The sequence below is a fragment of the Streptomyces sp. NPDC002619 genome, from assembly GCF_042889305.1.
In the GTDB taxonomy this organism is placed as follows: Bacteria; Actinomycetota; Actinomycetes; order Streptomycetales; family Streptomycetaceae; genus Streptomyces.
On record NZ_JBIAQV010000002.1, the window covers coordinates 50,432 to 70,209 of the forward strand.

General features: G+C 71.1%; 18 protein-coding genes. 10 read left to right on the forward strand and 8 right to left on the reverse strand.

Translation table 11 applies throughout. The features are described 5' to 3' along the window. Both ACFYXB_RS04340 and ACFYXB_RS04345 read left to right on the forward strand, forming a co-directional pair. On the forward strand, positions 1-531 hold the full coding sequence (locus ACFYXB_RS04340; RefSeq protein WP_351350049.1) for a PH domain-containing protein: 531 nt from the start codon (positions 1-3) through the stop codon (positions 529-531). After that, entirely contained in the window at positions 528-1,856 is a 1,329-nt protein-coding gene (locus ACFYXB_RS04345) for a PH domain-containing protein (protein ID WP_389577545.1), read from the forward strand. Before ACFYXB_RS04340 ends, ACFYXB_RS04345 begins: the two co-directional genes overlap by 4 nt. 28 nt (positions 1,857-1,884) lie before the next feature. On the opposite strand, the gene ACFYXB_RS04350 is transcribed toward ACFYXB_RS04345, so the two are convergent. Both ACFYXB_RS04350 and ACFYXB_RS04355 read right to left on the reverse strand, forming a co-directional pair. Next, positions 1,885-3,135 (reverse strand): hypothetical protein, encoded by a 1,251-nt coding sequence (locus ACFYXB_RS04350; RefSeq protein ID WP_389577547.1) that lies wholly within the window; start codon positions 3,133-3,135, stop codon positions 1,885-1,887. Between the two features lie 132 nt (positions 3,136-3,267). Further along, positions 3,268-4,395, reverse strand: a complete 1,128-nt coding sequence (locus tag ACFYXB_RS04355; protein WP_351350043.1) for an alpha/beta hydrolase-fold protein — start codon at positions 4,393-4,395, stop codon at positions 3,268-3,270. A 228-nt stretch (positions 4,396-4,623) separates the two neighbouring features. Here ACFYXB_RS04355 and ACFYXB_RS04360 point away from each other — a divergent pair, with 228 nt between their 5' ends. The 6 genes from ACFYXB_RS04360 to ACFYXB_RS04385 all read left to right on the forward strand — a co-directional run bounded on the left by ACFYXB_RS04360 (position 4,624) and on the right by ACFYXB_RS04385 (position 9,750). Next, positions 4,624-6,435: a phosphatidylglycerol lysyltransferase domain-containing protein gene (locus tag ACFYXB_RS04360; protein ID WP_389577549.1), complete on the forward strand. Its 1,812-nt coding sequence runs from the start codon at positions 4,624-4,626 to the stop codon at positions 6,433-6,435. 107 nt (positions 6,436-6,542) lie between these two features. Beyond that, on the forward strand, positions 6,543-7,460 hold the full coding sequence (folP, locus tag ACFYXB_RS04365; RefSeq protein WP_389577552.1) for a dihydropteroate synthase: 918 nt from the start codon (positions 6,543-6,545) through the stop codon (positions 7,458-7,460). Next, positions 7,457-7,960: a nuclear transport factor 2 family protein gene (locus ACFYXB_RS04370; RefSeq protein ID WP_389577555.1), complete on the forward strand. Its 504-nt coding sequence runs from the start codon at positions 7,457-7,459 to the stop codon at positions 7,958-7,960. The genes folP and ACFYXB_RS04370 overlap by 4 nt, the downstream gene beginning before the upstream one ends. Before the next feature lie 250 nt (positions 7,961-8,210). Further along, the gene (folB, locus tag ACFYXB_RS04375; RefSeq protein WP_388499769.1) at positions 8,211-8,570 is read left to right on the forward strand and encodes a dihydroneopterin aldolase; all 360 of its coding nucleotides are present in this window, start codon (positions 8,211-8,213) and stop codon (positions 8,568-8,570) included. Beyond that, on the forward strand, positions 8,567-9,178 hold the full coding sequence (gene folK, locus ACFYXB_RS04380; RefSeq protein ID WP_389577558.1) for a 2-amino-4-hydroxy-6-hydroxymethyldihydropteridine diphosphokinase: 612 nt from the start codon (positions 8,567-8,569) through the stop codon (positions 9,176-9,178). Before folB ends, folK begins: the two co-directional genes overlap by 4 nt. Positions 9,179-9,261: 83 nt before the next feature. Next, positions 9,262-9,750 carry a DUF3180 domain-containing protein gene (locus tag ACFYXB_RS04385; RefSeq protein ID WP_389577561.1) on the forward strand — a complete coding sequence of 163 codons (489 nt, stop codon included), beginning with the start codon at positions 9,262-9,264 and terminating at the stop codon, positions 9,748-9,750. A 22-nt stretch (positions 9,751-9,772) separates the two neighbouring features. On the opposite strand, the gene folE is transcribed toward ACFYXB_RS04385, so the two are convergent. The 6 genes from folE to dacB all read right to left on the reverse strand — a co-directional run bounded on the left by folE (position 9,773) and on the right by dacB (position 17,421). Continuing rightward, positions 9,773-10,378: a GTP cyclohydrolase I FolE gene (gene folE / locus ACFYXB_RS04390; protein WP_389577564.1), complete on the reverse strand. Its 606-nt coding sequence runs from the start codon at positions 10,376-10,378 to the stop codon at positions 9,773-9,775. Between the two features lie 119 nt (positions 10,379-10,497). Then, positions 10,498-12,537, reverse strand: a complete 2,040-nt coding sequence (gene ftsH, locus ACFYXB_RS04395; RefSeq protein WP_389577567.1) for an ATP-dependent zinc metalloprotease FtsH — start codon at positions 12,535-12,537, stop codon at positions 10,498-10,500. Between the two features lie 175 nt (positions 12,538-12,712). Beyond that, positions 12,713-13,273: a hypoxanthine phosphoribosyltransferase gene (gene hpt, locus ACFYXB_RS04400; RefSeq protein WP_351350135.1), complete on the reverse strand. Its 561-nt coding sequence runs from the start codon at positions 13,271-13,273 to the stop codon at positions 12,713-12,715. Between the two features lie 71 nt (positions 13,274-13,344). Next, positions 13,345-14,424, reverse strand: a complete 1,080-nt coding sequence (gene tilS, locus ACFYXB_RS04405) for a tRNA lysidine(34) synthetase TilS (protein WP_389577570.1) — start codon at positions 14,422-14,424, stop codon at positions 13,345-13,347. Positions 14,425-14,617: 193 nt separating this feature from the next. Then, on the reverse strand, positions 14,618-15,751 hold the full coding sequence (locus ACFYXB_RS04410; RefSeq protein WP_389577573.1) for a zinc-dependent metalloprotease: 1,134 nt from the start codon (positions 15,749-15,751) through the stop codon (positions 14,618-14,620). A gap of 65 nt (positions 15,752-15,816) precedes the next feature. Beyond that, the gene (gene dacB, locus ACFYXB_RS04415; RefSeq protein ID WP_389577576.1) at positions 15,817-17,421 is read right to left on the reverse strand and encodes a D-alanyl-D-alanine carboxypeptidase/D-alanyl-D-alanine-endopeptidase; all 1,605 of its coding nucleotides are present in this window, start codon (positions 17,419-17,421) and stop codon (positions 15,817-15,819) included. A gap of 79 nt (positions 17,422-17,500) precedes the next feature. On the opposite strand from dacB, the gene ACFYXB_RS04420 reads away from it, so the two are divergent. Together ACFYXB_RS04420 and ACFYXB_RS04425 are read left to right on the forward strand one after the other, a co-directional pair. Next, a complete protein-coding gene (locus tag ACFYXB_RS04420) occupies positions 17,501-17,992 on the forward strand; it encodes an inorganic diphosphatase (RefSeq protein WP_031115900.1) in 492 nt (163 codons plus the stop codon). Positions 17,993-18,107: 115 nt separating this feature from the next. Further along, positions 18,108-19,769 carry a threonine/serine exporter ThrE family protein gene (locus ACFYXB_RS04425; RefSeq protein WP_389577579.1) on the forward strand — a complete coding sequence of 554 codons (1,662 nt, stop codon included), beginning with the start codon at positions 18,108-18,110 and terminating at the stop codon, positions 19,767-19,769. The last annotated feature ends 9 nt before the right edge of the window (positions 19,770-19,778 follow it).

Genomic DNA, 19,778 nt, shown 5'->3' on the forward strand with positions numbered 1-19,778 from the left:
ATGGAGACGGGGAGCTCACAGAACGCGGGGACCTCAGGAGGCGCCGGTACGACCGGGGCGGCCGGCGCCGAGCCGGTGTGGACCGGGCTTCCGCCGGGCCTGCTGCGGATGCGGCGGCTGTTGCTGGTGGTGTGGCTGGGGCTGGCTGCACTCGCCGCGGGGCTGCTGCCGGGTCTGTTCGCCGGGCCCGCCTGGGCCGCGTTCGCGCTGCTGCCGCTGGCGCTGATGGCGTGGGGCTGGGTGCTCCTCGGCCGCAACTGGCGCTCCTGGAAGTACGCCGAGCGGGCCGACGACCTGCTGATCACCCGCGGCGTCCTGTGGCGCGAGGAGACCGTGGTGCCCTACGGGCGCATGCAGCTCGTGGAGGTCACCTCCGGGCCCGTGGAGCGGCACTTCGGACTCGCCAGCGTCCAGCTGCACACCGCGGCCGCCGCGACCGACGCGACCATCCCGGGCCTCGACCCGGCCGAGGCGGAACGGCTGCGCGACCGGCTCACCGAACTCGGCGAGGCCCGATCGGCGGGCCTGTGACGACCCCGGGCGCCGTCGGCGACGTACGCCAGGAACGGCCTGTGACGGAGCGGCGACTGCATCCCGTGACGCCGTTCCGGCGGGCGTGGGCGCCGGTCGCCGTACTCGTCGGGTGGGCCGCGCACGACCCGAACCAGGCGCAGGAGCAGCTGACGAGGCTGACCACGACGATGCTTCTGGCCGGGCTCGCCGTCCTGGTCCCGGCTGCCGCCCTCTACGGGTTCCTGTCCTGGTGGTTCACGTACTTCGCGGTGACCGACAGCGAACTGCGCATACGTACGGGCCTGTTGTTCCGGCGCTCCGCGCACATCCGGCTGGAGCGGATCCAGGCCGTGGACGTCTCGCGTCCGCTCCTCGCGCGCGTGGCGGGTGTCGCCAAGCTGAGGATCGACGTCGTGGGGGCCGAGAAGAAGGACGAGCTGGCCTTCCTCGGTGAGCACGAGGCGCGCGCCCTGCGCGCGGAGCTGCTCGCGCGCGCCGCCGGTTTCGCGCCCGAGACGGCGCACGAAGTCGGCGAGGCGCCGGCGCGCGAGCTGCTGCGCCTGCCCCCGCGCGAGCTCGCACTCTCCCTGGTGCTGACGGGCGCCACCTGGGGCTCTCTGGCCGCCGCGCTCGTCGTACCGCCGGTACTGTGGCTGGCCACCCAGAGCGTGTGGACGGTTCTCGCCACCGGACTGCCGCTGCTGGGCGCAGCGGGCGCGAGCAGTGTGGGGCGGTTCGTCGCCGAGTACGACTGGACGGTGGCCGAATCCCCTGACGGGCTGCGCATCGACCACGGGCTGCTGGACCGCACCCACGAGACGGTGCCGCCGGGGCGTGTGCAGACCGTGCGGATCGTGGAGCCGCTGCTGTGGCGGCGGCTCGGCTGGGTGCGGGTGGAGCTCGACGTGGCCGGGTCCTCGAACTCCGTGCTGGTGCCGGTCGCCCCGCGCGCGGTCGCCGAGGCCGTCGTCGCGCGCGTGCTGCCTGGAGTGAGCGTGCCGCGCTCGCCGGAACGCCCGCCGCGACGGGCCGGCCGGTGCGTGCCGCTGTGGTGGCGCGGTTACGGCGTCGCGGTCACCGACACCGTGTTCGCCGCCCGCCACGGTCTGTTGCGCCGGAGTCTGTCCCTGGTGCCGCACGCCAAGGTCCAGAGCGTTCGGCTCACCCAAGGCCCCTGGGAGCGTCTGTGGCGGCTCGCCGACGTCCACGTGGACACCGGGGCCGACAAGAGCGTCACGGCCCGCCTGCGGGGCGCCGAGGAGGCCGCGGAGCTGCTCCGCGGGCAGGCGGAGAGGTCCCGGACGGGGCGGAGGGACGCACTGCCGGACCGATGGATGACCTGAATGCCTGATGCCGGGTGCGTCCCGCCGCTCAGGAAGCCGCGCTGCGCAGCCCCTGCATGTCGATCTGTTCCGTCTCGTCGTGGGCCGTCAGGTCGATGACCTGGCCGACGCCGCGCGCCGCCGCGTGGGCGGGCTTGAACTCCGCCTCGGACTCGGCCTTGTGGAGGGCGAGCGCCTCCTGGCCGACCACGTCGGCGAGGTCCTCGTTGTGCACGGTGTCCAGGGCGCCCGACGGCGTGCCCTTCTGCATGCCGAAGAAGTCGAACCCGCCCTCGACGGCAGGACGCCGTACGGGCGCGGCCGGTACGACGGCGACGGCGGTCGGCACGGTGAAGTGTCCCGAGGGCTGCTGCGCCGGCTTGGCGGGCAGGACCCGGGCCGGCGTGGTGGTGGCGGCCGCGTGCTCATGCCCGTCGACCGCCGCGGGCTGCCCCTGTGCGTCGTCCTCCTGGGCGAGCTCCTCGGCAGTCTCCTGCCGCGTGCCCTTCGCCCCGGTCCCGGCAGCGGCTTCCGTCACGCCGTCCTCGGCGCCTTCTCCTTTGGGGGAGGACGCGTCCGGGGCCGTCTCGTCGTCACCGTTGTCGAACCGGGACAGTGCCGCCTCGGCCCGCAGGAACAGCTGGGAGCCCTCCGGGGAGAACACGGCCGGAGCCGTGGGCTTCTCCTCGGCGGTCTCGGACGCCTCGGTGGTCTCGGACGCATCCGGCGTCCGGGGCGGCCCGACGATGACGGGCGCCTCGGCCGCCTCGGTGTCGGCCGGGGCAGCCACAGCCTCGGCCTCCACCGGCGCGGCGGGCGCGGGCGGCAACGCGCGCGCGGGCGTGGTCGCCTCTATCTCCAGCAGGCGGCGGCCCTCCAGGGCGCTGGCACGCTCGGTCTCCGCCGTGGCGTACCGTCGCAGCAGGGCGGCGTGCTCGTTGCGCAGCCCCGCCAACTCCGCACGCTTCGCCCGCAGCCGCTGCTCGAGCTTGGTGCGCAGCTCGCGCGACTCCTCGAGGTCGGTCTCCAGCTCGGCGACCCGCTCTTCGTGCCGCCAGTCGTCGCTGGCACGCGCGCGTTCGAGGTCGGCTACCTGTTTGCCGGCCTGGGCGTCCCAGCGGCGCATGACGAACGCGCCGCCGACCGCGGTGGCCGCGGCGACCGCGGCGAGGGAACGGAGCACCATGGTCTCCGTGAACACCCAGGGACCCAGAGCGCAGACCAGGGAGACCCCTGCGATCGTCGAAGGCGGCAACAGCCTGTGCAAAGGCGGGGAATGGCGGTGACGTCCACGTGGCATGGCCAGAAACTTACCGCGCGTAGGCGAATCGTGGTGGCCCGCCCCGTAAAAACACAGCCATACCGATGCGTTCACTCGGTAACAGGAACGACACGAGCGATCGGAGCCGCTCCGAATTCCGCAAGATCGATTTCATCTGTCGCTCAGCCGCCCGCTGATCCACTGCAGGGTCGCCGGAATCTCGCGCCGCCAGGTGTTGAAGTTGTGGCCCCCGCTGTCGAGGATGATCGACGAGATCCGGGTCAGGTGCGTGGCCTGCACACGTTCGATGAACCGGAGCGTGTTCTTGTAGTTCGACTCGCCGATCCTGCTGCTGCTGACAAGAAGTGAAGTGTCCGGCGCGGGCTGGTGCTTGAGGTACCACCACAGGTCGGCACGGTTCTGCAGCTCCTTGTCGCCGTGGAAGAGATCACCCGTGGTGGGGTCGATCGGCGCCTTGTAGTACGGCGAGAGTCCGGCGCCCGCCGCGTACGCATCGGGATGGTGCACGGCGAGCTTCAGCGCGCAATAACCGCCCGTGGAATCGCCGATGATCCCCCAGCTGCCCGGTTTTCTGCCGACCCTGTAGTGGGCGAGTACGGCGTCGGGCAGATCCTTGGCGAAGAACGTCTCCGTCTGCGGCCCGCCGGGGATGTCCACGCATTCCGTGTCGCGCGGCGGCGCCACCGTCGGCCGCAGCATCACCAGGATCATCGGCTGCATGCGCCCGTCCTTGGCCAGCTCGTGCGCCGTACGCGGGTAGTGCAGTTTGTTCACCAGGGCCTGCGCGGTGCCCGGGTAACCGGTGAGGACGACGGCCGCGGGGAACGTGCGCGTGCGGTAGCGCGGCTGGAAGTACTCCGGCGGGAGATACACGTACGCGGGCGTGGCGATGCGCGTCGTACGCCCCACGATGTCGACCTTCTGGATCTGTCCCGTCGTCCGCGGCCGCGAGCCGTTCGCCCCCTGCACGCGCGCGGTGGCGAGCACTTCGAGCGGGCCGCCCGCGCCGCGGCCGGCGGTGTGGTCGACGACGACGCCCTGGTCGGTCTCCCTGCCGAACAGGTCGGCCCAGCTCGCGTAGAAGCCGAACGCCTGGTTTGCGGCGATCCCCAGGGAGGCGAACAACGCCAACTGGGTGGCCAGGAGCAGGCCGACGCGTCCGCTGACGGACCGCCAGCCGCGCCGGGCCAGCCGTGGCCACAGCCACACCGTGCCGACGAACAGCAGGACGGCGAGGACGATCGCCAGCACCAGCGCTTTGTTGCTCGTGAGACCCATGGGCTGTTACCGCCTGCGCTTTCCGCCCGCGGTCCGCCGACGCTTTCGCAGCGAGGGCTTTCCCCGGACTTTCCTTGGCCTTTGAAACGGCTTTCCGGAGGGGAGTGAACCTCTCTCCCCAAGACACCGTCCTAGAGGGCGCAATGTCGCCGGATGCCCGAATCGGCACCGGATCCAAGGTCTCTCGCAGAACTACGGGATGCGATGTCTGTCAGGATAGATGGGGAAATGTCAGGCGAGGTTCCGAGCCGATCAAGCGCGGCGCGGCGCATACTGCGCGGCCCGCGCCCCGAGGCCGTCCCCGCCCTGGTCGGCAGGGCGTGCGCCCTCGTGGGCGTCCTGGACATCGCCGCGGGCGTCTTTCCGCGCTTCCGTCACAGCCGTATGCACGCCATGGCCGAGGTACTGCCCGGCGCGCTCGGCCCGTTCGCCGCAGCGCTCTCACTCAGCACAGGCGTGCTGTTGCTGCTGCTCGCACACGGGCTCAAACGGCGCAAGCGCCGGGCGTGGCGTGCCGCAGTCGCGCTCCTGCCGGCCGGTGCTGTGGCGCAGTTCGTGTACCGGCACTCCGTCATAGGAGTCCTCATCTCGCTGGCGCTGCTCGTGCCCCTGCTGCGCCACCGCAGCGAGTTCGCGGCGCTGCCCGACCCCCGGAGCCGGTGGCGCGCACTCGCCAACTTCGTCCTCATGGGCGCCGGTTCCCTCGTCCTCGGGCTGGTCGTCGTCAGCGTCCACCCCAAGCGGACGATCGGCGACCCGAGCGTGGCTGACCGTCTGACCCACGTCCTGTACGGCCTGTTCGGCTTCGAGGGCCCGGTGAACTACCAGGGCAACACCTCCTGGACCGTCGCCTTCTCCCTCGGCGCCCTTGGCCTGCTCACCACGGTCACCACCATCTACCTGGCCCTCCGCCCCGAACACCCGGCCGCCCGCCTCACCGAGGAGGACGAGACCCTGCTCCGCGCGCTCCTGGAGAAGCACGGCGGCCGCGACTCCCTCGGCCACTTCGCTCTGCGCCGCGACAAGGCCGTCGTGTTCTCGCCCAGCGGCAAGGCGGCGGTGACCTACCGGGTCGTGTCGGGCGTGATGCTCGCCAGCGGCGACCCCATCGGCGACGTCGAGGCCTGGCCCGGCGCCATCGAGCGGTTCATGGACGAGGCCAAGGCCCACTCGTGGACGCCCGCCGTCATGGGCTGCTCCGAGACGGGCGGCGAGGTGTGGACCCGCGAAACCGGCCTGGACGCCCTCGAACTGGGCGACGAGGCGGTGGTCCACGTCGCGGATTTCTCGCTCGCCGGACGCGCGATGCGCAATGTGCGACAGATGGTCAAGCGCATCGAGCGAGCCGGCTACGAAACCCGGGTACGGCGCATCCGTGACGTCGGCGAGGCCGAACTCGACCGCATCCGGCGGGCCGCGGAGGACTGGCGCGGCACCGACACCGAGCGCGGCTTCTCCATGGCGCTCGGCCGCATCGGCGACCCGACCGACGGCGACTGTCTGATCGCCACCGCGCACGAGGCGGACGACCAGCCCGGTCAGTACGGCGATCTGAAGGCGATCCTGCACTTCGTGCCCTGGGGCACCGACGGGGTGTCGCTGGACCTGATGCGCCGCGACCGCTCGGCCGACCCCGGCATGAACGAGCTGCTGATCGTCGCTGCGCTCCAGGCGGCGCCGAAGCTCGGCATCAGGCGCGTGTCGCTCAACTTCGCGATGTTCCGCTCGGCGCTGGCGCGCGGCGAGAAGATCGGCGCGGGCCCGGTGCTGCGGGCCTGGCGCGGACTGCTGGTGTTCCTGTCGCGCTGGTTCCAGATCGAGTCGCTGTACAAGTTCAACGCGAAGTTCCAGCCCCGCTGGGAGCCGCGCTTCGTCGTCTACCGCGCCTCCGGCGACCTGCCGCGCATCGGCCTGGCAGCCATGCAGGCGGAGGGCTTCGTCAACCTCGCCCTGCCGCTGCCGCGCTTCCTGCGCCGCCGCTCGGCCGTCGCGCGCCCGTGTGCCCACGGCCTGGCCGAACGGGACGTGCGGGCGGCGTGACAGGGCCGGGCCCGGACAGGCCCGGGCGGAAGCCCTCCCCCTCCAGCCCGGGGCTTCCGCCCGAGCCGCACACCCTGACGGCCCAGCCCGGGGCCTACGCTGAACATATGAGCAACCAGAGCAGCGGGCGTGGCCGAGTCGCGGGCCTTCCGACATGGGACCGCTGCGCGGTCATGGGGGTCGTGAACGTGACCCCCGACTCCTTCTCCGACGGCGGCCGCTTCTTCGACACGACCGCCGCCGTCAAGCACGGCCTCGACCTCGTCGCCGAGGGCGCCGACCTGATCGACGTCGGCGGCGAGTCCACCCGCCCCGGCGCCACCCGCGTCGACGAGGCCGAGGAACTGCGGCGCGTCATCCCCGTCGTCCGCGGCCTCGCCTCCGAAGGCGTCACCGTCTCCGTCGACACCATGCGCGCCTCCGTCGCCGAACAGTCCCTCGCGGCCGGCGCCGCCCTCGTCAACGACGTCAGCGGCGGCCTCGCCGACCCCGCGATGATCCCCGTCGTCGCGGCCACCGGCGCCCCCTTCGTCGTCATGCACTGGCGCGGCTTCCTGGAGGGCGGCAACGTCAAGGGCAGCTACGACGACGTCGTCACCGAAGTCGTCGACGAACTGCACGCGCGCGTGGCCGCCGTCCTCGAGGGCGGCATCGCCCCCGACCGCATCGTCGTCGACCCCGGCCTCGGCTTCTCCAAGCAGGCCGACCACGACCTCACCCTCCTCGCGCACCTCGACCGCCTGCACGCCCTGGGCCACCCCCTGCTCGTGGCCGCCTCCCGCAAACGGTTCCTCGGCCGGGTCCTCGCCGGGCCGGTGGGGGCGCCCCCACCGGCCCGCGAGCGCGACGCCGCCACGGCCGCCGTCTCCGCACTCGCCGCGCACGCCGGCGCGTGGGCGGTACGCGTCCACGAGGTCCGCGCCACCGCAGATGCGGTACGGGTCGCACGGGCGGTGGAGGGGGCGCGTGCGGCTGGCAGCGCGCCGTGCGCGGGCAATGCGCTCGGTGCTGAAGGAGCGCGGTGAGCGCCCCCCACACCGACGTCGAACAGGTCGGACTCGCCAACACCGCCTTCTACGAGGCGATGGAGCGCGGTGACTTCGAAGAGGTTTCCAGGCTCTGGCTGGCCCCGTCCGACCTGGGAGTCGACGAGGATTACCACGATCCGGCGGACGTCGGCGTGGTCTCCTGCGTCCACCCGGGGTGGCCGGTACTCACGGGACGCCGCGAGGTTCTCCGGTCGTACGCGCTGATCATGGCGAACACCGACTACATCCAGTTCTTCCTCACCGACGTGCACGTCTCCGTCACCGGTGACACCGCCGTGGTGACCTGCACCGAGAACATCCTCAGTGGCGGCCCCGCCCCGGAGAGCGGCGCGGAGCTCGGCCCCCTCGTGGGCCAGCTCGTCGTCGCCACGAATCTGTTCCACCGCACGCCCGACGGCTGGAAGCTCTGGTCGCACCACGCCTCCCCCGTACTCACCGAGACCGACGAGGAAGAGGCCGACGACACACCGTCCTGAACAGGTACCCGACCGCGCGCAGACCCAGAAGTGGTTGGAATCACCTACCCCGGGGTAGGTGCGGCTTCCAGCCCATTGAGCCGCCGGGTTCCCCAGGGGAAACGAACGATGAACCCTCCTGGCCCCGGACCGCGCCCACGGCCCCGTGGCCCGGCTCTGTCAGTGCCCGCAGGTAGATTCGTCTGAGGCCGGTGTGCCGCCCGCACGCGGTACTAGCCGGCCGTTACCGACGATTGCAGGAGTGATTCGCGTGGATCGTGTCGCGCTGCGCGGCCTCAAGGCCCGCGGGCACCACGGTGTGTTCCCCAAGGAGCGCGAGGAGGGCCAGACCTTCATCGTGGACCTCGTCCTGGGCCTGGACACGCGGCCGGCCGCGGCCGACGACGACCTGGCGAGGACCGTGCACTACGGCATCGTGGCCGAAGAGGTCGTGGCCGTCGTCGAGGGCGAGCCGGTGAACCTGATCGAGACGCTCGCCGGGCGCATCGCCCAGACCTGCCTGAAGCACGAAGGGGTCCAGGAGGTCGAGGTCTGCGTCCACAAACCGGACGCGCCGATCACCGTCCCCTTCGACGACGTGACCGTCACCATCACCCGGAGCCGAGTATGACCACATCCTTCACGCACGGCCCCACCGACCCGACCGTCCAGCCGGTCCCCGCTTCCGTGGTCGAGAAGGTCGACGCCGCCGACACCACCCTCCAGAACCCGAAGCGAGCCGTGATCTCCCTCGGCTCCAACCTCGGCAACCGCCTGGAGACCCTTCAGGGCGCCATCGACGCCCTGGAGGACACCCCGGGCGTCCGCATCAAGGGGGTCTCGCCGGTGTACGAGACGGAGCCGTGGGGCGTCGCGCCCGGCAGCCAGCCGTCGTACTACAACGCGGTCGTGGTCCTGAAGACCACGCTCCCCCCGTCCTCCCTCCTGGAGCGGGCGCACGCGGTCGAGGAGGCCTTCAACCGCGTACGGGACGAGCGCTGGGGCCCACGCACCCTCGACGTCGACATCGTCGCGTACGCCGAGGTCGTCTCCGACGACCCGCAGCTCACCCTCCCCCACCCGCGCGCCCACGAGCGCGCCTTCGTGCTGGCTCCCTGGAACGATCTCGATCCCGACGCCCACCTGCCCGGCCGGGGCACGGTGGCCGACCTTCTCCACTCCGTCACCCGCGACGGCGTGGAAGCGCGTGCGGACCTGGAACTCCGACTGCCCGAGTAGTCGTTAAGGTCGAGACGACCGCGGGACGGGCACACTGACGTGGGCCGCCGACGACCACAGTGCGGGGGAGCTGAAGGAACACAGTGAAACAGCTGCGCATCAGGATGCTGGTCGGCGTGTTCGTCGTGGCCGGGGTGCTGTCCTGGGCGGGCACCCGCCTGTGGAACTCGGTGGGGACGCTCCCCGGCGTGCCGCTGGCCGCCCCCATCGTCCTCGCGCTCATCGCGGTGGTCCTGCTGTCCACGGCGCTCTCCCTGCGCGCCCGTCTCAAGGCCCAGCGCGAACGCCGTCCCGGCGCCAAGGGCGTCGACCCCCTGATGGCCGCCCGCGCGGTCGTCTTCGGCCAGGCCAGCGCCCTGGTGGCCGCCCTGGTCGCCGGGATGTACGGCGGCACGGGCGTCTTCCTGCTGGAACAACTGGACATCCCGGCCCGCCGCGACCAGGCCTTCTACGCGGGCTTCTCGGTCCTGGCGGGCATCGGCGTCATAGCGTCGGCGATCTTCCTGGAACGCGTCTGCAAACTCCCGGAGGACGACGACCACAACAACTCGGGCGCGGAACCGGTGGCCTGACCGCCCGCCGGCAAGGGCCGGGTCAGCGCGCCAGTATCAGGCTCATCGCCTCGGCACGGGTCGTGGCGTCCCGAAGCTGGCCACGCACCGCCGATGTCGTGGTCTTGGCTCCGGGCTTCCGGATGCCGCGCACCGACATGCACATGTGCTCGGCCTCGATGACGACGATCACACCCCGGGCCTCGAGGATCCGCACGAGGGAATCGGCGATCTGCGTGGTGAGTCGTTCCTGCACCTGCAGACGGCGAGCGAACACCTCGACCAGTCGCGCGAGCTTGGACAGGCCCGTGATCTTGCCGGTCTCCGCCGGGATGTAGCCGACGTGGGCCACGCCGTGGAACGGGAGCATGTGGTGCTCGCAGAGCGACACGATCTCGATGTCCTTCACCAGAACCATCTCGTCGTGCCCGAGATCGAACGTGGTCGTCAGGACGTCCTCGGGCTCCTGCGTAAGCCCCGCCAGGAGCTCCCGGTACGCCCGTGCCACCCGCGCCGGCGTCTCCCTCAGGCCCTCGCGGTCCGGGTCCTCGCCGACCGCGATCAGGAGTTCGCGTACGGCGTTCTCGGCGCGCTTCTCGTCGAACTCGCCGATGGTGCCCTCGCCGTCCAGCATCACGGGGTCGGTCATCTGGTGCCTCGTTCCTGTGTCTCTCACGTGCGGACATGCGTAATGCCGCGCCCCCCAGGCTAAAACCCGGGGGGCGCGGCATACATTCCGGGGCCGGCGGGGTCACCGGGCCCGAGGGGTCAGCTCTCGGAGCGGTCCTCCGGGGTCTGCTCCGTCAGCTGGGCGCTCTCCGCCGCCGTGGACTTGACCGTGCTGATCGCCGGCGTCGAACCGTTCGCCCCGTTGGTCAGTGCCAGCTCCTTCGGGGAGAGCACCGGCGGACGGGTGGACGGCGTACGGCGGGAGGAGCCGGTCCAGGCGGGCCGGGGCGGGCGCTTGACGATCGGGGCGAAGATCTCGGCGATCTCCTCCTTGCCGAGCGTCTCCTTCTCGAGGAGGGCCAGGACGAGGTTGTCGAGGACGTCGCGGTTCTCCACCAGGATTTCCCAGGCTTCGTTGTGCGCGTTCTCGATGAGCTTCTTGACTTCCTCGTCCACCAGCGCGGCGACCTCTTCCGAGTAGTCGCGCTGGTGACCCATCTCACGTCCGAGGAACGGCTCGGTGTTGTCGCCGCCGAACTTGATGGCGCCCAGGCGCTCGGTCATGCCGTACTGGGTGACCATCGCGCGGGCGGTGGTGGTGGCCTTCTCGATGTCGTTCGCGGCGCCCGTGGTCGGGTCGTGGAAGACCAGCTCCTCGGCCGCGCGGCCGCCCAGCATGTAGGCCAGCTGGTCCAGCATCTCGTTGCGCGTGGTCGAGTACTTGTCCTCGTCCGGGAGCACCATCGTGTAGCCGAGGGCGCGGCCGCGGGACAGGATCGTGATCTTGTGGACCGGGTCGGAGTTGGGGGAGGCCGCCGCGACCAGGGCGTGACCGCCCTCGTGGTACGCGGTGATCTTCTTCTCCTTGTCCGACATGATCCGGGTCCGCTTCTGCGGGCCCGCGACCACACGGTCGATCGCCTCGTCCAGCATCTGGTTGTCGATGAGCTTCCTGTCCGAGCGGGCCGTGAGCAGCGCGGCCTCGTTGAGGACGTTGCTCAGGTCGGCGCCGGTGAAGCCCGGGGTGCGGCGGGCGACCGCGGACAGGTCGACGTCGGGGGCGACCGGCTTGCCCTTCTGGTGGACCTTGAGGATCTCCAGACGGCCCTGCATGTCCGGGCGGTCGACCGCGATCTGGCGGTCGAAGCGGCCGGGGCGCAGAAGAGCCGGGTCGAGGATGTCCGGCCGGTTGGTGGCGGCGATGAGGATCACGCCGCCCTTCACGTCGAAGCCGTCCATCTCGACGAGCAACTGGTTCAGGGTCTGCTCGCGCTCGTCGTGACCGCCGCCGAGGCCGGCGCCACGGTGTCGGCCGACCGCGTCGATCTCGTCGACGAAGACGATGGCCGGGGCGTTCGCCTTGGCCTGCTCGAAGAGGTCACGCACTCGGGAGGCACCGACACCGACGAACATCTCGACGAAGTCGGAACCGGAGATCGAGTAGAAGGGGACCCCGGCCTCGCCGGCGACGGCACGCGCGAGGAGCGTCTTGCCGGTGCCGGGCGGGCCGTAGAGCAGCACGCCCTTGGGGATCTTGGCGCCGACGGCCTGGAACTTGGCCGGCTCCTGGAGGAACTCCTTGATCTCGTGGAGCTCCTCGACGGCCTCGTCCGCGCCGGCGACGTCGGAGAACGTCGTCTTGGGGGTGTCCTTGGTGATGAGCTTGGCCTTGGACTTCCCGAAGTTCATGACCCGGGAGCCGCCGCCCTGCATCTGGTTCATCAGGAACAGGAAGACGACCACGATCAGGACGAAGGGCAGCAGGGAGAGCAGGACGCCCACGAAGGGGTTCTGCTTGGACGGCGCCACGGTGTAGCCGTCGGGGATCTGCTTGTCCTGGTACTTGGTCTGCAGCGTGCCCGCAAGGGTCACGCCCTGGTCGCCGATGTAGCTCGCCTGGATCTTCGAGCTGCCGTCGACCTTCTGCCCGTCCTTGAGGGTGACCTTGACGGTCTGCTCGTCACCGGTGGTGAGTTTGGCCGACTGCACCCGGTTGTCGTTGATCGCCGCCACGACCTGGCCGGTGTCAACCGTCTTGTAGCCGCCGGACGAGCCGACGACCTGCATCAACACGACCACGGCAAGGACGGCCAGCACGATCCACATGACCGGCCCACGGAAGTATCGCTTCACGTCCATCCATACGGAGCGGTGTCGCCCCGTCCCTCCTGCCATAGTGAGTTTGATAAGACAGTTCTTCTGACGGTACCCCAGCATTGTTGCCCGAAGCCGCACGGACTGCTGGCAATCCCGTCTATGCATGCTCCAACGGCGCGGAACCCGCTGGGGTTCCCGATCGTCCTACGGAACTGGTTCAGCCGCCGTAGACGTGAGGCGCGAGCGTACCGACGAACGGAAGGTTGCGGTACTTCTCGGCGTAGTCGAGGCCGTAACCGACGACGAACTCGTTGGGGATGTCGAAGCCGACCCACTCGACGTCGATGGCGACCTTGGCGGCGTCCGGCTTACGCAGCAGCGTGCACACCTTGAGCGACTCGGGTTCGCGGGAGCCGAGGTTGGACAGCAGCCAGGACAGGGTCAGGCCGGAGTCGATGATGTCCTCGACGATCAGGACGTGCTTGCCCTTGATGTCGGTGTCGAGGTCCTTGAGGATCCGTACGACACCGGAGGACTGGGTGCCCGCGCCGTACGAGGACACGGCCATCCAGTCCATGGTGACGGGGGTGGACAGCGCCCGGGCGAGGTCCGCCATGACCATGACGGCGCCCTTGAGGACGCCGACGATCAGCAGGTCCTTGTCCGCGTACTCCGCGTCGATCTTCGCCGCCAGCTCGACGAGCTTCGCGTCGATCTCTTCCTTGGTGATGAGCACCTGCTTGAGGTCGGCACCCATGTCTTTCGCGTCCACCCGCATCACTTTCGGTCGGTCGTCCCGCTTCATCCGGCGCCCCGGGCCGTCGGAGGGTCGCTCCGAGGGGTCGGGATTCAGCCTTGCCGAATCACCAGTCTGCCACCCTGGCGCTGGGCGACGACTTTGCCCGGGAGATTGATGGCTCCCTGGCCGCGCCAGCCAGTGATCAGCCGGTCGACTTCCTCGATGTGGCGGGCGAACAGCGAACCTGCCGGGGCGCCGGCCCGGATGGCGGCGCGGCGCAGGATCCGGCGGCGCACGGCGGGCGGCAGGGCGTAGAGCTTGGCGCACTCCAGGAGGCCCGCGGCGTCGCGGACCTTGGCCTCGGCCTGGCTGGCCCAGTGGTCGAGGGCGTCGGCGTCGTCGCGCGAGAGCTGGGCCGTACGGGCAAGGGCCTCGACGACGCCTTTGCCGAGGGCCTTCTCCAGGGCGGGCAGGCCTTCGTGGCGGAGCCGGGAGCGCGTGTAGGCCGGATCCGTGTTGTGGGGGTCGTCCCAGACGGGCAGGGACTGGGCCATGCAGGCTTTGCGGGCGGTCTGCCGGTCGAGCTGCAGGAAGGGGCGGCGGTAACGGCCGTCGGCCCCCGAGACCGCGGCCATTCCGGACAGGGAGCGGATGCCGGAGCCGCGGGCGAGGCCGAGCAGGACGGTTTCTGCCTGGTCGTCGCGGGTGTGGCCGAGCAGGATCGCGGTGGCGCCGTGGCGGTCGGCGGCGGCGTCGAGGGCGGCGTAGCGCGCGTCACGGGCTGCGGCCTCGGGTCCGCCTTCGCGGCCGACCATGACGGTGGTGGACTCGGCGGGCTCCAGGCCGAGTTCGCGCATCCGCTGGACGACTTCCTCGGCGCGCAGGTCGGAACCGGGCTGCAGGCCGTGGTCGACGGTGATGCCACCGGCACGGATGCCGAGCTTGGGGGCTTCGAAGGCGAGGGCGGAGGCGAGGGCCATGGAGTCGGCGCCGCCGGAGCAGGCCACGAGCACGAGAGGGGACGTCGGGCGCTCGTGCGCGGCGCCCGGGGAGGTCGTGCGCCCTGGTTCGCGCCGGAGTTCGCGCCGGGTCTCGGTGTCCGGGGACTCCGGGCTGATTTCGATGAGTAGGTCATGGAGGACGCGGCGGACCGCCAGGCGTATCGCCGCGACCGCAGGATGGGGACCCATGTCCGGTTCCCTTCATGAAGTTTTCGGGGGGTGAGCCCGAGGTTCGGTCACTCAGAGTGTGTCAATGGTGACAGAAACGGGCGGTTCCCCGAGCATTGCACGCCTGCCCATGCCCCACGGTCCCTCGGACGGGTGATTGAAGGGGCGTCCGCCTGCCGTCGGCCGGATTCCGTTCACGCCCTCACCGCCCTGTTCACGACTCGGGCTTGCTGTGCACCCGCGCGACCCAGTCCGCCGGTTTGGCGATCTCCGCCTTGGTCGGCAGCGTGTTCGGGGACGTCCACACACGGTTGAAACCGTCCATGCCGACCTCGCCGACAACAGCCCGTACGAAGCGCTCGCCGTCCCGGTATTGCCTGAGTTTGGCATCCAGCCCCAGCAGCTTGCGCAGGGCGATGTCCAGGCGGGAGGCGCCCTTGGCACGGCGCTGCTGGAACTTCTCGCGGATCTCCGAGACGGTCGGTACGACATCCGGACCGACCCCGTCCATGACGAAGTCGGCGTGTCCCTCCAGGAGGGACATCACGGCGGTGAGGCGCCCGAGGATCTCGCGCTGGGCCGGGGTCTGCACGAGTTCGACGAAGGAGCGTCCGCCGTCGTCCTCCTCGGCCTCGGGGCGTCCGCCGGCGAGCGACTGGGCGGCCTCGCGGATGCGCTCCAGGACGGTCATGGGGTCGACGTCGGTCTCCGCCAGGAACGACTGGATCTCGCCCTCGAGGTGGTCGCGCAGCCAGGGCACCGCGGTGAACTGCGTGCGGTGGGTCTCCTCGTGCAGGCACACCCAGAGGCGGAAGTCGTGGGGCTCCACGTCGAGTTCGCGTTCCACGTGGACGATGTTCGGCGCGACGAGCAGCAGCCGCCCGCCGCCGTTCTCGCCCGCGGGGAGGTCGCGGGAGGCGGGGGCGAAGGTCTCGTACTGGCCGAGGACGCGGGAGGACAGGAACGAGAGCAGCATGCCGAGTTCGACGCCGGTGACCTTGCCGCCGACGGCGCCGAGGACCGCGCCGCCGGGGGTGTTGCCGCGCCGCTCCTGCATCTTGTCGAGCAGGGGTTTGAGGATCTCCCGGAACCCGGCGACGTTGGCCCGCACCCAGCCGGGGCGGTCGACGACGAGGACGGGGGTGTCGTGGGTGTCCTCCGTGCCCATACGGGTGAAGCCCCGGACGTGTTGCTCCGAGGCCTTGGCGTGCCGACGCAGTTCCGCCACGACGGCCCGCGCCTCGTCGCGGCTGACCTCGGGGCCCGGCCGTACGAGCCGGGTCGCGGTCGCCACCGCGAGGTTCCAGTCGACCATCCCAGAAGAAGCGGCACCACCGATGCTCGTCATGCGTCAACGGTACGTGAGCGTTACCACTTCGGGCAGGCCGTGACGATTTCGGCGGGTGGCCGGACTCATCCGCAGCCGCAGCCGGCGAGCGCCGTCGCCGCCTGATCCAGGGCCGCCTGGGCGTCCAGGGGACTGGTCGTGCCGGAGGCCAGGAAGGCGAACGCGAGCAGTCGGCCGTCCTGGTCGACGACGGTGCCCGCAAGGGCGTTGACGCCGGTCAGGGTGCCGGTCTTGGCCCGTACGATCCCGGCCGCGCCGTCGGTGTAGCGGGTGGTCAGGGTTCCGGTGAAGCCGGCGACCGGCAGGCCGGTGAGGACGGGGCGCAGGTCGGGACGGGACGCGGAACCGGCCTTGACCAACAGGGCGGTGAGGAGGTCGGCGGTGAGCCGGTCGTCGCGGTTGAGGCCGCTGCCGTCGTGGAACACGGCGCCGGACATCGGCAGGCCGAGCCGCTTCAACTGGGCGGCGACGGCCTGCGCGCCGCCGTCGAAGCTCGCACGCCCGCCGGTCGCGGCGGCGGTCTGGCGCAGGAGGGCCTCGGCGATGTCGTTGTCGCTGTTGGTCAGCATGCGCTCGACCAGGTCGGACAGCGGGGGCGAGGAGACGGTGGCGAGGGTGGTGGCACGGCCGGTCGCCTTGGAGGGTCCGGGGGCCGTCGCCTTGATGCCGGCGGCCTGGAGGAATCCGGCGAACTTGCGGGCCGCGTCCGCCGCGGGGTCGGACACACGGGTCGCGGGCCCGCTCGCCGAGTCGTCGGTGCGGCCCTCGTCGGCCATCAGGGCGCTCACGGGGGCGAGGTTGTCGTTGACGCCGATGGGGTGGAGTTCGGGACCGCTGTAGAGGGTGGTGTCGTACGAGAGGGTGACCTCGCGGATGCCGCGTCCCTTCAGGGACCTGGCCGTCGCGGTGGCCAGCGTGCGCAGGCTGGCCCAGCCGTCGGGCTTCGGGTGGGCCGTGAGGGTGGGGTCGCCGCCGCCGACCAGGACGAGTTCCCTGGTGTCGGGTTCAAGGGCGGTCCGGCTGGTGAGGCGGTGGTCGGGGCCGAGCGCGGACAGGGCGGCGACGGCGGTGGCGATCTTCGTGGTGGACGCCGGGGTGAGGGCGGTGGTCTCGCCGGTGCCGTACAGCCGCTTCCCGGTCGTCACGTCGACGACGGCGGCGGTGTGGGAGCCGCCGAGCGCCGGGCTGCCCAGGAGCGGGCCCAGGACGTCCGTGAGGGCCTTCCCGGGCTTTCCTCCGGGTTCCGACTTGACGGTGACGGCCCCGCCGCCGAGGCCCGCCAGCACGGACGCGGCGCTGGGCGCGGGCCGGGGCTCGTCGGCCGCCGCCACGGGTTTACGGTCGTGATCTGCGCCACCCGGCCGCTCCAGGGCGACCGCGCGATCCCGCTCGGCCGTACGCTGACCATTGGCGTCCCACGGTCCGGCGGCGGTCACCACACCGGCGGCCAGAGCCAGCCCGGCGGTGGCGGCGCCCGCGGTGTACTGCCAGGTCCGGGCGGCCGTGGTCCCGGGAACCCGCGCGAGCTGCGGTTTCACGGCCCGCGTGAGCCGTGCGACCCGCGGCTTCACGGGCGTAGCGGCCCGCGCCAGACGTGGTCGTACGGCGTTCGCGAACCGCACCACGTGCGGTCTCGCGGCTCGCCAAGGCCTCAGTTCTGGCACGACCACCAGCCCCTTTCGCGATCACACACCTGCGTGAGGGACACTTAATCACCAGAACTATGTGCTGATCATGGAGGAGCCACCGGTGGAGTTCGACGTCACGATCGAGATCCCGAAGGGTTCGCGGAACAAGTACGAGGTGGACCACGAGACCGGTCGGATCCGCCTGGACCGTCGTCTCTTCACCTCGACCGCCTACCCGACCGACTACGGCTTCGTCGAGAACACCCTCGGCGAGGACGGCGACCCGCTGGACGCGTTGGTCATCCTGGACGAGCCGACCTTCCCGGGCTGCCTCATCAAGTGCCGCGCGATCGGCATGTTCCGTATGACGGACGAGGCGGGCGGCGACGACAAGCTGCTGTGTGTTCCGGCCACCGACCCGCGCGTGGAGCACCTGCGCGACATCCACCACGTGTCGGAGTTCGACCGCTTGGAGATCCAGCACTTCTTCGAGGTCTACAAGGACCTGGAGCCGGGCAAGTCGGTCGAGGGCGCCAACTGGGTCGGCCGCACGGACGCCGAGGCGGAGATCGAGCGGTCCTACAAGCGCTTCAAGGAGCAGGGCGGTCACTGATCTCCCGCTTCCCCGACGGGCCGTACGCGCACGCGTGCGGCCCGTTTGCGTGACCGCCGCGTGGTCACGCGCATACTGAGGCTGACGGAAGGTGTCGTTCAGGGAGCGTTGCGGAGTGACGGAGGCGGAGGACCGCAAGCCTCGGTCGGACGAGGCGAGGAGCACGTACGACCCCGAGCTCACGTCCGAGTTCGCGATTCCTGAGGGGTTCGCGGCACCACGGACCGGCGGGGAGCCCGAGACGACGTCCGAGTTCGCCGTGCCGGAGGGTCTGCACGCGCCGCGGCCGCCGGGGGCGGAGCCGGAGGGGTCGGCGTTCACCCTGCCGAGCACCTACAGCGCCGACGACGCCCCGACCGCGTTCACGCCGGCCACCGGCCTGCCTGTGGTCAGCCTGATCAAGGACGCGCCCTGGCAGGACCGGATGCGCACGATGCTGCGCATGCCGGTGACCGAGCGGCCCGCGCCGGAGCCGGTGCAGAAGGCGGAGGAGGGCGGTCCGGCCATCCCCAGGGTGCTCGACCTGACCCTGCGTATCGGCGAGTTGCTGCTGGCGGGTGGCGAGGGCGCGGAGGACGTGGAGGCCGCGATGTTCGCGGTCTGCCGGTCCTACGGGCTCGACCGCTGCGAGCCGACCGTCACGTTCACGCTGCTGTCGATCTCGCACCAGCCCTCCTTGGTCGACGACCCGGTGACGGCGTCCCGGACGGTGCGCCGGCGCGGCACCGACTACACGCGTCTCGCGGCCGTCTTCCGGCTCGTGGACGATCTGACCGACCCCGAGACGCATGTCTCCCTGGAGGAGGCCTACCGGCGGCTCGCGGAGATCCGCCGCAACCGGCACCCGTACCCCGGCTGGGCGCTCACGCTGGCGAGCGGGCTGCTGGCCGGTGCGGCCTCGATCCTGGTCGGCGGTGATTCGATCGTGTTCGTGGCGGCCGCGCTGGGCGCGATGCTCGGCGACCGGCTGGCCTGGCTGTGCGCGGGGCGCGGGCTGCCGGAGTTCTACCAGTTCACGGTGGCCGCGATGCCGCCCGCCGCGATCGGTGTGGCACTCGTGCTGGCGAACGTGGACGTGAAGGCGTCCGCCGTGATCACCGGTGGGCTGTTCGCGCTGCTGCCCGGGCGGGCGCTGGTGGCGGGCGTGCAGGACGGGCTGACCGGCTTCTACATCACCGCGGCCGCGCGGCTGCTCGAGGTCATGTACTTCTTCGTCGGCATCGTGATCGGCGTGCTGGTCGTCCTGTACTTCGGTGTGAAGGTGGGCACCACGCTCAATCCGGACGCCGCGCTGAACATCGCCGAGCGACCGCTGCTGCAGATCGCGGCGTCGATGCTCCTGTCGCTGACCTTCGCCGTACTGCTCCAGCAGGAGCGGTCCACCGTGCTGGCGGTGACGCTCAACGGGGGCGTCGCATGGTCCGTGTACGGCGCAATGCACTACGCCGGCGGGATCTCACCGGTGGCCTCCACGGCCGTCGCGGCGGGGCTGGTGGGGCTGTTCGGGCAGTTGCTGTCGCGGTTCCGGTTCGCGTCGGCGCTGCCGTACACGACCGCGGCGATCGGGCCCCTGCTGCCGGGTTCGGCGACCTATTTCGGGCTGCTGTCCATCGCGCAGAACAACGTCGACAAGGGGCTGGTGTCGCTGGCCAAGGCGGCGTCCCTCGCCATGGCCATCGCGATCGGGGTCAATCTGGGGTCGGAGATCTCCCGGCTGACGCTTCGGGTCGGCTCCGCGGGGAAGCGGCGGGCCGCCAAGAGGACGCGCGGGTTCTGAGCGCCCGCG